The organism is Cyanobacteria bacterium FACHB-DQ100, assembly GCA_014695195.1.
Lineage (GTDB): Bacteria > Cyanobacteriota > Cyanobacteriia > Leptolyngbyales > Leptolyngbyaceae > Leptolyngbya.
Genome location: JACJNW010000041.1, coordinates 47,975 through 61,245 on the forward strand (window position 1 = coordinate 47,975; position 13,271 = coordinate 61,245).

The window sequence follows — 13,271 nt, forward strand, 5'->3', positions numbered from 1 at the left end:
GTCTGTCCCTTTTTAGTTTAAAGAACAAACCCGCCGATCGTGCTTGAGCGGCGGGTGCAATAAGTTCAAAACTTAGCGGAATAGGCTACTGACTGAATTATCCTCATGGATTCGCCAAATCGTTTCACCGATCACACTGGCGACGGAGAGGATTTTTAGTTGTGGGAAGCGATGTTCTTCTGCAACCGGAATGGTATTTGTTACGATCACTTCTTCCAGCAGACCGCTCGATAGCCGTTCGATCGCGGGAGGTGAAAAGACCGCATGAGTCGCACAAGCATAGACTTGACGTGCTCCCTCTTGTCGAAGAATCTTCGCGCCTTCAAGAATCGTCCCTGCCGTATCGATCATGTCATCGACGAGAACCGCCGTTTTGCCTTTGACATCTCCAATCACATTCATTACTTCCGCAATGTTGTGAGCTTGTCGCCGTTTATCGATGATAGCAAGGGGCGCATCGTCTAGGCGTTTTGCCAAGGCTCTCGCTCTAGCGACTCCCCCGACATCTGGAGAAACAACGACTAAATCCTCTAGCTGTTTGCTAGCGATGTAATCAACCAGCGTCGGAGAGCCGTAAACGTGATCCATCGGAATGTCAAAGTAGCCTTGGATCTGAGCCGCGTGTAAGTCCATTGCTAGAATGCGATTCGCTCCCGCCTGCGTAATCAGGTTAGCGGCAAGCTTAGCAGTGATGGATTCTCGTCCAGCCGTTTTACGATCGGCTCTTGCATACCCGTAATAGGGGAGAACAGCAGTGACTTGCCGCGCTGATGCTCGCCGACAAGCATCAATCATGATCAACAATTCCATCAAATTGTCGTTCACGGGGCGACAGGTCGGCTGAATCAAATAAACATCGCAGCCACGAATCGACTCTTGGATTTGGACATATAGCTCGCCATCGGCAAAGTGCTTTTGCACCATCGGACTCAAATCCATGCCCAAGTACCGTGCGATCTCTTTGGAAAGGGGTACGTTTGCCGTACCGGACAAGAGGCGCAGACGGTTATTGTCAGGAATTGAGGGCAGAGCAGACGGAGGAGATAATGTTGCAGAACGGATCACGTCAAGTCCTCGAACGCATTCAACGCAATATTAACACTGGGACTTTCCTTCATTGTCCCTGGTTTCGCGGATCTAAAGTATTCGTAAATGGCAAATAGGCCTGCGAAATATTTGTTAAGACTGAACCACAAGCAGCACACAGACGAGCGATCAGTACGATCGCTATCTGGACAGGTGAGATGAGGAGCACAGATGACTTCCAAGCAGAGTTCAGTCGAACGGTATTTAATGCAACCTATTTTGCCAAATTTATTCGCGCTTCGCAATCCATTTCCTAATGTTATCGATCGTTGACCTTCTGTACAATTTTGTTACCTCCGTTACAAAAAACTGATTTGAACGGAATGGTTTGCATGAGGCTAAGCTATGCTGGGAAATTCCATGATGCGAGGAACGATGCTATGAGCCTAAAAGACCGCATTACCGAGGAGATCAAAGCCGCGATGAAGTCTCAGGATAAAGTGCGGTTAGAGACGCTGCGGAGCATCAAAAAGGTGCTGCTAGAAAAAGAAGTGAGTGTGCGTCCATCTGGGCAGAATCAGCTAACCGAAGCGCAAGAGATTGAAGCCTTGTCTCAGGTTGCCAAGCAGCGCAGAGATTCGATCGAGCAGTACACCAACGCCAAACGTCAGGATTTAGCTGATAAGGAAGCGGCAGAGTTGGCAATTATCGAGACGTTTCTTCCGGCTCAGATGTCTGATGAAGAAGTTGAAAGTGCGATCGCTCAAATCATCGCTCAAGTCGGAGCGGCTTCAGCGAAAGATATGGGTAAAGTGATGGGTGTCGCAATGCAGCAATTGAAAGGCAAGGCGGACGGGAAGAAGGTGCAAGCGATCGTCAAGGCGAAGTTGGGCGGGTAGAGCAAGGGTTCAGGAATGAATGGGGATAGCGATCGCCGCTGTGCAAGAAAAGCTTTTTGAGTAGAAGCTAGCGGCTGCATTCAGCAGCTACAAGTAACATTGAGCTAACCACCAGACACTTTGTTATATTCTGCTGCGACGTGCTTGTGAGCCTGCATTAGATGGGCGGCGGAGGTATCAATTCCCATACCATACCGCCATTCGCCATTGAGATATAGCCAGGTTGGTACCTGACGCACGAGATTGCGATCGCCTTCAAAGCAAACTGCACCTTGCTGGAGTGCGAGGTTCAAATTGGTGTATCCCATCCAGACGTGAGTGAACACACTAAGATCAGCGGAGATTAAAACGTTCACCTCAAAGCCTGGATTTTTTTGACACACATCGACCTCTTGATTCTCGATGACCATCCACCAACTGCGCTGAGTTTTGCGCCCTCTGGTTAGCCCTTGAAAATCAAACTGAAGTACTGTTTTTTGTGGCGGCACAGTCTCAAGATTGACTCGCCGTCTCATGCCCCACATCAATAAGGCATCGTCCAAGTCTTCTGACGCAATTTGTTCGCTTCCCCATTGTTGTGCCCAAACTCCCATTGCTTCAATTAGAGGACGCAGGGCTTCCCCGGCAGGCGTGAGAAGATACTCATGCCCCTGCCCTGTTTCCTTTTCATGGCTAATGACCACACCTAATTTCTCAAGTTCTTTGAGGCGTTGAGCGAGGAGGGCGCGGGACATGAGCGGCACTCCTCGACTGATGTCATTGAAGTGGCGATTGCCATACAGCATTTCTCGCAGCACTAAGGGGTTCCAGCGATCGCCAATTACTTCGGCAGCTTTCGCTACCGGGCAGAACTGCCCATATCCCTTTCTCATAGCCCATTTAAGGAGAGTACAAATCAGGTTCAGATATTGAACTTGTATCACCTTCTTTAGCAAATCAGAATAAGGGCATCACAAGATTTATTAAAGGAGATTGTTCAATGCTAGAACAACAAACTGCACCCACTATCCAATCAGAAAAGATGGATTGGCTTTCTCTGGCGGAATCTTTGGGAAGTCAATTTGCTGCAAGAGAAATTGAAGCTGATGAGAGCGATTTGTTTGTCGCGGATAACCTTGCTAGGTTGAAAGCGTCTGGATTGGCGACAGCGGGTGTGCCGATCGAATTAGGGGGCGGTGGAGTCAGCTATGCTGATCTTTGCGCTGTGCTGCGGATTTTAGGACGTTATTCTAGTTCAACGGCGCTCGCGTTTTCGATGCACACGCATCAGGTCATGGTACCGACTTGGCGCTGGCACAATCAGAATGCTCCAGTGGATGGATTACTTAGACGAGTGGCAACGGAGCAACTGATTATGCTTAGCAGTGGTGGATCAGATTGGTTGCAGAGTGGTGGGGCAGCGATTAAAGTCGAGGGTGGATTTTTGATCACAGCTCGCAAAGTCTTTGCGAGTGGTGCGCCTGTTGCTGATTTATTGATGACAAGCGCTGTTTATGACGATCTGGAAAAAGGAGCCACGGTATTACATTTTGCAGTTCCTATGACTGCTCAGGGTGTGGAGATTGAATCTACTTGGCAAGCGCTGGGGATGCGGGGAACGGGTTCTCATGATGTTGTGTTGTCGAATGTTTTTGTACCAGATGCGGCAATTGCTTTACGACGAGAACAAGGAAAGTGGCATTTTATCTTTCACTTGATCTCGATGGTGGCAATTCCGATCGTTTATTCTGTTTACGTTGGGGTTGCAGAAGCGGCGCGCGATCGCGCAGTTCAACTAGCAATGAAGCGGCGCACTGATGAGCATCTTTGCTGCATGGTCGGAGGGATGGACAACGAACTGATGGTTGCGAAGTTAGCGCTTCAGCACATGATTTCTACTGCCGTTGTGAGTCAGCCTGGTTTTGAAACTACGAATCAAATTATGACAGGGCGAACATTGGTTGCTAGAGCAGTACTTAACGTTGCTGATTTAGCAATGGAAGTTGCGGGGGGCTGTGCGTTTTATCGCAAACTCGGTCTGGAAAAATTGTTTCGTGATGTGCAGGGCGCGCGCTATCATCCTCTGCGGGAAGATGCTCAGCGTAAGCTATCGGGGCAACTCGCGCTTAAGTGGGATATGTCTTCTTTGTAGGGTGATGTCTTGTATCTAGTAGCGATCGCTAAGTCTTGATAGAAAACGACGACTATTCTTCAGCCGCTGACTTTCCAGATTTAATAGAAGGTTCAGATTAGAAATTATTTAGACTGAATCTTTCAGTCTAATTACCCAAATTGGGACGATAGACCGAAAGCGGTCGGCATAATATTCCTCTCACCCTAATTTTCTGCCACTGCTACGGGAGTCGCCACTACAGGCTGAGGATTGGCAACCAGTTCCTTTTTGCTGAATTTGAGTTTGCCATCGACTAAATCGATCGAGATCGTATCGCCTTCCCCAAAGGCATTTTCGAGCAGTTTGGTGGCGATCGGGTTTTGTAGTTCTCGCTGAATCGCCCGCTTCAACGGACGCGCGCCATACGTTGGGTCATAGCCCACATCTGCCACATATTTCTGTGCAGCAGGCGAGAGTTCCAGCATGATCTTCTGATCGCTCAGCAACGCCTGAATTCGCTGGATCTGGAGTCCAACGATCTCGCCAAGTTCCGCACGGTTCAACGCATGGAACAAAATCGTATCGTCAATCCGATTCAGAAATTCAGGACGGAAATGCTTGCGGAGTGCGGTCGTCACTCGTTTCTGCATTTCCTCATAACGGGCATCATCGCCTGCAACATCGAGAATATGTTCGCTACCAATATTGCTCGTCATCACAATGACCGTGTTACGGAAATCAACCGTTCGACCTTGAGAATCGGTAATCCGCCCGTCATCGAGCACTTGTAGCAGAATGTTAAACACATCCGGATGCGCTTTCTCCACTTCATCGAGCAGCACCACAGAATAAGGTTTACGGCGAATCGACTCAGAGAGCTGTCCGCCTTCGTCATACCCCACATATCCAGGAGGTGCGCCGACTAAACGGGAAACCGAGTGCTTCTCCATGTATTCCGACATATCAAGACGCACGATCGCATCATCAGAATCAAACAAAAATTGCGCCAGCGCTCGTGCGAGTTCCGTTTTACCGACTCCGGTTGGCCCCATGAAGAGAAACGATCCGATCGGACGGTTCGGGTCTTTCATGCCCGATCGTGCCCGACGAATTGCCGCCGCCACTGCTTCGACTGCGTCGTGCTGTCCGATCACCCGTTCGTGCAGATGTTTCTCCAGATTTAAGAGTTTCTGACGTTCGGATTCGAGCAAGCGCGTCACTGGAATTCCTGTCCAACGCGCCACGATTTCAGCAATATCCGCTTCGGTGACTTGTTCACGCAGGAGAGCCGTTCCGCCTGCTTGCAGTTCCATCAGTTGCGCTTCCTGTTTCTCGCGATCGTGCTGCAAGGCTTCAAGGCGTCCGTATTTCAACTGCGCGGCTGTATTGAGATCATAGGCACGTTCAGCTTGCTCGATTTGGACTCGAAGCTGGTCTTCTTCCATCTTGAGCGATTTGATCGTTTCGAGAATTTGCTTTTCGTTTTGCCACTGGGAATCGAGGGCATCTTTTTTCGGCTGAAGCTCTGCGATTTCTTGTTCAAGCCGTTCGAGTCGATCTTTGGAATTGCGGCTGAGTCCGGTTAATCCCGTGAGTTTATCTTCGCTCTTGATCGAAAGCTTTTCCATTTCAAGCTGCCGCAAGCGGCGCTCAATCTGTTCTAGCTCCGTCGGTTTGGAGGTAATCTCCATCCTGAGCTTGGCAGCGGCTTCGTCCACAAGGTCGATCGCTTTATCGGGCAAGAAGCGATCGCTGATATAGCGACTTGATAACGTGGCAGCAGCGACCAAAGCGGAATCGGTAATATTGACCCCGTGGTGAACCTCGTAGCGCTCTTTTAGCCCACGCAGAATCGAGATCGTGTCTTCAACCGAGGGCTGATCGATTACGACCTGCTGAAATCGGCGTTCGAGTGCTGCATCTTTCTCGATGTACTTACGGTACTCGTCGAGCGTCGTTGCCCCAATACACCGTAGCTCTCCCCGCGCCAGCATCGGTTTCAGCAGGTTTCCAGCATCCATGTTGCCTTGACCCGCTGCACCTGCCCCTACAACGGTATGCAGTTCGTCAATGAATAAAACGATTTGTCCATCGGATTCGATCACTTCTTTCAGAACTGCTCTCAGTCGATCCTCGAATTCCCCGCGATATTTTGCCCCTGCAATTAGCGATCCCATATCGAGGGAGATGAGCTTGCGGTTCTTCAAGGATTCGGGAACATCACCGTTGACGATCCGCTGAGCGAGTCCTTCGGCGATCGCAGTTTTTCCAACCCCAGGTTCTCCGATTAAGACCGGATTGTTTTTAGTGCGACGTGAAAGCACTTGAACCACCCGACGAATTTCGCCATCTCGCCCGATCACCGGATCGATCTTGCCTGCTTTGGCACGTTCTGTTAAATCTAAACCGAATTTTTCGAGAGCTGAGTAACGCGATTCTGGTGCTTGATCCATGACTTTTTGACTACCGCGAATGTCTCGAATTGCAGTATCAAGCCGAGCCGTATCGACATTAAAGCTGCGAAATAACTTCACTCCAAGGCGCGGGTCGATGGCAAAGGCTTGGATCAAGTGCTCGATCGAAATAAAGTCATCCTGCATCGAGGTGCGATTTGCTTCAGCACGATCGAGCATCGTATCGAGATATCGTCCTAAATAAAGTTGTTCTGCGCTGCCAACTTTCGGCTGACGGCGGGTAAATTCGTCCACCTGCTGCCAGAACCGATTCGCTTCGATGCCCGCTTTGCTTAAAATTTTTGCTGCTAAGCCATTCTCTTGCTCTAGCAGGCTAATAATTAAATGTTCAACTTCTAAGTTCTGGTGTCGATAGCGCCGCACGACATCTTGTGCCTGTACGATCGCTTCCCAGGCTTTATCTGTAAATTTGCTGGGGTCTGTGGGTTGCATTCCGGTAGTGTTTTGTCATCGCTCTTCTTGAAACTTCAATGTAGCAGTTCAGGCGAGTTCTTTCACAAACGTCTCATACAATCAGGCAGAAATCTTCTATTTGGTGTAAGGGTGTACCAGTTTGGTTTTCGTTTGTGAAAGTGTCATCAGACGATGAGGCCGCAGGTCATGGCTGAGGTAGCCGCTCACGCGCTCAATGTTCAGGTGGTACTCTTATTTTCTCTCAATTTAAAGAAATTCTGCATAAGAAATGGGAAAGGACGATTTATCCTTTCCCATTTCTTGCTTTTACAATACCCCCAAGGGAATTCGAATCCCTGTCGCCTCCGTGAAAGGGAGGTGTCCTAGGCCTCTAGACGATGGGGGCAGGCACTGGTGTCAGATTTGTGTTTGCAATCGACATTCACTAATGTAACGGACAGAACCAGGAATGTCAACCTCTAAATTCAAATTAAATTTTAGAGCTGTCCCCAAGGAATCGTGTTGAGCTAAAAGGCATAAGGATTAGCCACCCCTAGAACTGTCCCTTGAGGGAGACGTGCGATCGCAAAACCCACTACCGTAAATGACATACCATCTACCCACGCTAAAGGCTCGCGTCTTTAACTCCATGCTTCTGATCGACTTCATGCTATCGCCAAAAACTCGAAAAAACGATGGCGCTACTCCCCCCTGTGCCCCGACTCCTTCGTCTGAGTTTTCCGAGTCGCTAAAAGAAAAACCTTCCTCTGCCCATTCCCTTGTGGAGAACTCTAATCTTCTTTCGCAATCTGTACGATCGCGTTGTTTACCTTGGCTCGCTTCAATTGTTTATCCACTAGGGCGTTATCTGGTTCTGCCCGTCTATTTTCAACAGATCGAAGTCACGGGTCGAGAGCATTTCCCTACTAGGGGTCCGGTCATTATTGCTGCAACCCATCGATCGCGGTGGGATGCGTTGCTCGTACCCTGTGCAGTGGGTCAAGATATCACGGGTCGAGTGCTGCGATTTATGGTGACGGCAGACGAGATTAAAGGAATTCAAGGTTGGTTTATTCGACGGTTGGGTGGATTTCCAATCAATACACAGCATCCGACGATCGCGGCGCTGCGTCACAGCATCGAACTGCTACAGCAGCGTGAAGCATTAGTAATTTTCCCTGAAGGAAATATCTATCGTCAAGCGGCAGCTCTGAAGCCTGGACTGGCACGATTAGCGCTGCAAGCAGAAGCAAGTCAACCTGGATTAAACGTTCAGATTGTGCCGATTTCGATTCAATACAGCAAGCCTCTCGTTCCTTGGCGCACTGCTGTCAAAATTCACGTTTGTAATCCGATTCCTGTAGCTGAATATGTGTCGGAGCATCCGAAGCAGGGAGCAAAACGATTAACCGCAGATTTAGAGCGGATTCTGCGATCGCTTTCCATTTAGGGTCAAAAAAAGAGACGCTGTGAATTGCGTCTCTTTTCAAATTCTTTTGTGAGATTAACGACCGATGCCGATATAGCGGAAGCCTGCTTCTTCTAACACAGGTTGGTTGAGGAAGTTCCGGCCATCAATCAAGATAGGAGCGTTCATCAACTTCGCCATCTTGATGTAGTCGAGGGTGAGGAACTGCGACCATTCCGTTACCAATACCAGCGCATCGCAGCCATCTGCTAAGCGTTCTGCATCAGTTTCAACAATCACATCTGAAATACCATCGCGCATTCCACTTTGGGAAATGATGGGATCGTAAGCTTTTACTTTCGCGCCTAGACGAGTCAAGTTCTCGATTACATTCAGCGCTGGCGCATCCCGTAAATCATCGGTATCCGGTTTGAACGTCAAGCCTAAAAGCCCGATCGTTTTTCCTTTGAGAATCTTGAGCGCTTGCTGAAGTTTTTCAACCACAATCAGGCGCTGACGCTCATTGACGCTGACGGCTGCTTTAAGCAATTGCGTTTCGTAGCCGTAATCGTCCGCCGTGTGGATCAAAGCCGAGACATCTTTCGGGAAGCAGGAACCACCCCAGCCAAGACCCGCTTGCAGAAACTTGCCGCCAATCCGGGAATCAAGACCGATCCCTTTTGCCACTTGCATTACATCAGCACCCACGCGATCGCAGATGTTTGCGACTTCGTTGACAAAGCTGATCTTCGTTGCCAAAAATGCGTTCGCGGCATATTTGATCATCTCTGCCGAACTGAGGTCAGTGACCAATACTGGAACTGGAGGTGCAGACTTATCTTCGGCAAACTGACGCTCAACGATCGGGGTATAGAGTTCCTGCATCAGTTTGATCGGGCGATCGCTATTGTTGCTGCCAACGACGATGCGATCAGGGTTGAACGTATCGAACACAGCAGAGCCTTCGCGCAGAAACTCGGGATTGCTGACGACATCAAAGTCGTAATCGATCGTCAAAGCCTTTGTCGGAATTTCTTCACTGCCACCGACTCCAGCGAGAACAGGCTGTGCTTCAGCGCGTTGACGCTCTGCAATTCCATCGAGAACGAGCATTCTCACCCAGTCGCCAGATCCAATAGGAACAGTTGATTTATTCACAATCACTTTGTATCCGCCTTTCAGATTGGCACCGATGCCCCGCGCCACGGCTTCGACATAGCGTGTATCACTTTCCCCAGTCGGCAGCGCAGGCGTTCCAACCGCGATAAACAGAATTTGACCGTGCTCGACCCCAGCAGCGAGGTCGGTGGTGAACTCCAGTCGTCCCGCTTGAATCGAAGACTGCATAATTTCAGACAAACCCGGCTCAAAAATCGGCGATTGTCCAGCCTGCATCAACTTCACCTTTGCTTCGTTATTATCGACGCAAATCACATGATGACCAATGTGAGAGAGGCACGCACCCGTGACCAACCCAACGTAACCCGTTCCAATAACGCAGACACGCATAGTCTTAAACTCCTCAATCAAACAACTTGTAACCGGACTCGATATTCTTCCTTTCGTTTAGCATTCCCACCTGCAACGCCCTTTATTAATGCGTCACGATGCTTGCACCGCCCTCCGAGTTGACTCTAGCGGGGCTTCAGACACTTCCATCCGGCTGCGAAAATCAGCGATCGTGCGCTCTAGTCCTTCCTTCAGCGGGATCGTCGGTTGCCAGCCGAGATGCGTTTGAGCGCGAGTGATGTCGGGCTTGCGGCGGCGGGGATCGTCTTGGGGTAAGGGTTCAAATTTCAAAGCTGCATCAGGGTTGACCATTTCTTGCACGGCTTGAGCCAGTTGCAGAATGGTGTATTCTCCGGGATTTCCTAAGTTGACTGGGCCAATAAAATCGCCGTTCATCAAGCGATAAAGACCGTCAACCAAGTCAGAAACATAGCAGAAACTCCGCGTTTGAGAACCATCACCGTATACCGTTAGGGGATGACCTTTGAGCGCTTGCACAACAAAGTTGCTGACCACGCGACCATCGTTTTCGAGCATTCGCGGGCCGTAGGTGTTGAAAATGCGAGCAACGCGAATATCGACATCGTTTTGACGGTGATAGTCAAACGCGAGGGTTTCAGCGACTCGTTTGCCTTCGTCATAGCAACTGCGAATTCCGATCGGGTTGACATTGCCCCGATATTCTTCAGACTGGGGATGTACTTCGGGATCGCCATACACTTCGGAGGTCGAGGCAAGAAGGAATCTGGCTTTGATTCGCTTGGCTAAACCGAGCATGTTCAGCGTTCCCATCACGTTGATTTTGATTGTTTTGACGGGATTGTACTGATAGTGTACAGGCGATGCAGGACAGGCAAGGTGATAAATCTGATCGACTTCAAGCCGAATGGGTTCTGTAATGTCGTGGCGAATTAGTTCAAAATTGGGATTTCCTAGCCAGTGTTGAATATTGCGTTTGTGTCCGGTGTAGAAGTTATCGAGACAGAGAACTTCATGCCCCGTATTCATTAGACGATCGATCAAGTGGGAGCCAATAAAGCCCGCACCACCAGTAACAAGAATTCGCATAAGTCCAAAATTCGCGTAGATTGCAAACGAGCAAGGGTAGGAGTAGCTGTTACTCAAGAGATGAGTTGAGCAAATCCCCGTTTGCCAGAAGTGTACCCATTAAATTAACAGGCAGCACGACAGCAATCCGACCTGGAAAGGGGTGAGCTACGTCCGGGCTTTTCCCAGAAAGATAACAGAAACTTCCGGGATAGCACGCTTTATTAGATAGAGTTCATCGAATCTTCAACCGTTAAAACAAAAATTGCCCCTATTTCTGCGTAGGGGCAATCCGAAATTATGCTGAAACGTTTAGCTCTGTTCGTTTGACAACCGTAAAACCGCCATGAACGCTTCTTGGGGCACATCGACGGTTCCAATCGCCTTCATGCGTTTTTTACCTTTTGCTTGCTTTTGCAGCAGTTTTTTCTTTCGGGAGATGTCACCACCGTAGCATTTCGCCAAGACATCTTTCCGCAGAGCGGGAATATGTTCGCTGGCGATGACTTTGCTGCCGATCGCGGCTTGAATCGGAATTTTAAACTGATGACGGGGGATCAATTCGCGTAGCTTTTCAGTGAGAGCGCGCCCGACTCCGTAGGCTTTATCGCGGTGAACGATCGTGGCAAGTGAATCGACGGGATCACCGTTAATCAGAATGTCTAGCTTCACTAGAGCATTTTCGCGGTAGCCGATCAGTTGATACTCCATGCTGGCGTAACCGCGCGATCGCGACTTCATCTGATCAAAGAAATCGGTGACAACCTCTGCCAGTGGTAGTTCATAAATCAGCGTAGTGCGTCCGGGCGTGAGATACTTCATATCCTTGAAGACACCACGGCGATTTTGGCAGAGTTCCATCAATGTCCCAACATAGGTTTCGGGCGTGATGATATCGACTTGAACATAGGGTTCTTCGATTTTTTCGCGCTCTGTGGGAGAAGGCAGCTTACCAGGGTTATCAATCAGCAGAATCTCACCTTTTATGGTTGTAACTCGATAAACCACCGAAGGGGCGGTAATAATCAGGTCAAGATTGTATTCGCGCTCTAGCCGTTCTTGCACAATTTCCATGTGTAGCAAGCCCAAAAAGCCACAGCGGAACCCGAATCCCATCGCGCTTGAGGTTTCCGGCTCGAAATTGAGGGCAGCATCATTGAGCTTTAATCTATCGAGGGCTTCGCGCAGTTCCGGGAATTGGTCGGCATCGGTCGGGAACATGCCGCAGAAGACCATCGGTTTCGCCTCAATGTAGCCCGGTAAGGGTTCGGGAGCTTTTTTGGCAGATAGCGTAATCGTGTCTCCCACTCGTGCATCCTCTACGGCTTTAATCGAAGCAGCAAAGTATCCCACTTCGCCAGCGTGTAGGGATTCGACTTGGACTTGAGTGGGAGAGAGAACGCCAAGTTCATCGACTTGGTATTCCTTGCCGGATGCCATCAGGTAGACTTTATCGCCCCGCTTCACCTGCCCATCCATCACCCGGAAGTAGACAATCACGCCGCGATAAGCGTCGTAGTAACTATCGAAAATTAGCGCTCGTAACGGTTCTTTGGTCGTGTCTTTGGGCGGCGGGACTCGTTTAACGATCGCTTCTAAAATATCCGGGACACCAATTCCTTCTTTTGCCGATGCCATAATCGCTTCAGAGCAATCGAGACCAATCACCTCTTCGATTTCTTGCTTGACGCGATCGGGTTCTGCACCCGGCAAATCAATTTTGTTCAGGACTGGAATAATTTCGAGATCGTGTTCGAGTGCCAGATAAACGTTAGCAAGCGTTTGTGCTTCTACACCTTGAGAGGCATCGACAACTAGCAACGCGCCTTCACACGCCGCGAGTGATCGCGATACTTCGTAGGAAAAATCGACGTGTCCAGGGGTGTCGATTAAATTTAGTACATATTGCTGCCCATCTTTTGCGGTGTAGTTCATTCGAGCCGCTTGGAGCTTAATAGTGATCCCGCGTTCCCGCTCCAGATCCATATTGTCGAGGAACTGTTCTTTCATGTCCCGCGCAGTTACGGTTCCCGTTTCTTGAAGTAAACGGTCGGCAAGCGTGGATTTGCCATGATCAATGTGAGCAATGATGGAAAAATTTCGGATGCGGTTGACGGGTACGTCAGTCATAAACTTCAGGGGGATTGGCGGCACTGTAGGACAGGCATTCTCAGAAATTTGACTCTTGATGAGGATAGATTTCTGAATCAGAACGCTTAAGATATTTTAAACCTTTCTTCACGGAGTTCGAGAGTTTGAGACGCTAAGAAGAAGAAATGTCCCGGTTTGGGGCAGAACGAATTTCAGCTTACTTAAACTCACCTGTGAAAAAATGTTAAAACTTTGTTGAATCGATGCAAAAACGGTACATCCATAGTTTACAGGCAGGATTTCTCAAAGCGCAGGTGAATTTTAACTCTCGA

Annotated in this window: 9 protein-coding genes and 1 tRNA gene; 3 read left to right on the plus strand and 7 right to left on the minus strand. The window is 49.2% G+C overall.

All coding sequences use genetic code 11. The features are described from left to right. Positions 1–72 precede the first annotated feature (72 nt). On the minus strand, positions 73–1,065 hold the full coding sequence (locus tag H6F51_23990; GenBank protein ID MBD1825533.1) for a ribose-phosphate pyrophosphokinase: 993 nt from the start codon (positions 1,063–1,065) through the stop codon (positions 73–75). A 401-nt stretch (positions 1,066–1,466) separates the two neighbouring features. On the opposite strand from H6F51_23990, the gene H6F51_23995 reads away from it, so the two are divergent. Beyond that, on the plus strand, positions 1,467–1,925 hold the full coding sequence (locus tag H6F51_23995; protein ID MBD1825534.1) for a GatB/YqeY domain-containing protein: 459 nt from the start codon (positions 1,467–1,469) through the stop codon (positions 1,923–1,925). 104 nt (positions 1,926–2,029) lie between these two features. Here the strand turns inward: H6F51_23995 and H6F51_24000 are convergent, their stop codons facing one another. Then, complete coding sequence (locus H6F51_24000; GenBank protein MBD1825535.1) at positions 2,030–2,797, minus strand: transcriptional regulator; 768 nt, start codon at positions 2,795–2,797, stop codon at positions 2,030–2,032. Positions 2,798–2,904: 107 nt separating this feature from the next. Here H6F51_24000 and H6F51_24005 point away from each other — a divergent pair, with 107 nt between their 5' ends. Then, positions 2,905–4,056, plus strand: a complete 1,152-nt coding sequence (locus tag H6F51_24005) for an acyl-CoA/acyl-ACP dehydrogenase (GenBank protein MBD1825536.1) — start codon at positions 2,905–2,907, stop codon at positions 4,054–4,056. Between the two features lie 185 nt (positions 4,057–4,241). On the opposite strand, the gene clpB is transcribed toward H6F51_24005, so the two are convergent. Together clpB and H6F51_24015 are read right to left on the minus strand one after the other, a co-directional pair. Beyond that, a complete protein-coding gene (clpB, locus tag H6F51_24010; protein ID MBD1825537.1) occupies positions 4,242–6,923 on the minus strand; it encodes an ATP-dependent chaperone ClpB in 2,682 nt (893 codons plus the stop codon). A 294-nt stretch (positions 6,924–7,217) separates the two neighbouring features. After that, a tRNA-Glu gene (locus tag H6F51_24015) sits at positions 7,218–7,290 on the minus strand. Positions 7,291–7,533: 243 nt separating this feature from the next. Between H6F51_24015 and H6F51_24020 the strand changes: the two genes are divergently transcribed. Next, a complete protein-coding gene (locus H6F51_24020) occupies positions 7,534–8,334 on the plus strand; it encodes a 1-acyl-sn-glycerol-3-phosphate acyltransferase (GenBank protein ID MBD1825538.1) in 801 nt (266 codons plus the stop codon). A 54-nt stretch (positions 8,335–8,388) separates the two neighbouring features. Here H6F51_24020 and H6F51_24025 read toward each other — a convergent pair whose 3' ends face one another. The 3 genes from H6F51_24025 to lepA all read right to left on the minus strand — a co-directional run bounded on the left by H6F51_24025 (position 8,389) and on the right by lepA (position 12,978). Then, the gene (locus tag H6F51_24025) at positions 8,389–9,801 is read right to left on the minus strand and encodes a UDP-glucose/GDP-mannose dehydrogenase family protein (protein MBD1825539.1); all 1,413 of its coding nucleotides are present in this window, start codon (positions 9,799–9,801) and stop codon (positions 8,389–8,391) included. Positions 9,802–9,894: 93 nt separating this feature from the next. Then, positions 9,895–10,869 (minus strand): SDR family oxidoreductase, encoded by a 975-nt coding sequence (locus tag H6F51_24030; GenBank protein ID MBD1825540.1) that lies wholly within the window; start codon positions 10,867–10,869, stop codon positions 9,895–9,897. Positions 10,870–11,160: 291 nt separating this feature from the next. Then, positions 11,161–12,978 carry an elongation factor 4 gene (gene lepA, locus H6F51_24035; GenBank protein MBD1825541.1) on the minus strand — a complete coding sequence of 606 codons (1,818 nt, stop codon included), beginning with the start codon at positions 12,976–12,978 and terminating at the stop codon, positions 11,161–11,163. Positions 12,979–13,271 lie beyond the last annotated feature (293 nt).

Excerpts from the sequence above, each read along its gene's own strand:
- H6F51_23995 (MBD1825534.1), top strand. The coding sequence starts at position 1,467 with ATGAGCCTAAAAGACCGCATTACCGAGGAGATCAAAGCCGCGATGAAG.
- H6F51_24000 (MBD1825535.1), bottom strand. The coding sequence starts at position 2,797 with ATGAGAAAGGGATATGGGCAGTTCTGCCCGGTAGCGAAAGCTGCCGAA.
- H6F51_24005 (MBD1825536.1), top strand. The coding sequence starts at position 2,905 with ATGCTAGAACAACAAACTGCACCCACTATCCAATCAGAAAAGATGGAT.
- clpB (MBD1825537.1), bottom strand. The coding sequence starts at position 6,923 with ATGCAACCCACAGACCCCAGCAAATTTACAGATAAAGCCTGGGAAGCG.
- H6F51_24020 (MBD1825538.1), top strand. The coding sequence starts at position 7,534 with ATGCTTCTGATCGACTTCATGCTATCGCCAAAAACTCGAAAAAACGAT.
- H6F51_24025 (MBD1825539.1), bottom strand. The coding sequence starts at position 9,801 with ATGCGTGTCTGCGTTATTGGAACGGGTTACGTTGGGTTGGTCACGGGT.
- H6F51_24030 (MBD1825540.1), bottom strand. The coding sequence starts at position 10,869 with ATGCGAATTCTTGTTACTGGTGGTGCGGGCTTTATTGGCTCCCACTTG.
- lepA (MBD1825541.1), bottom strand. The coding sequence starts at position 12,978 with ATGACTGACGTACCCGTCAACCGCATCCGAAATTTTTCCATCATTGCT.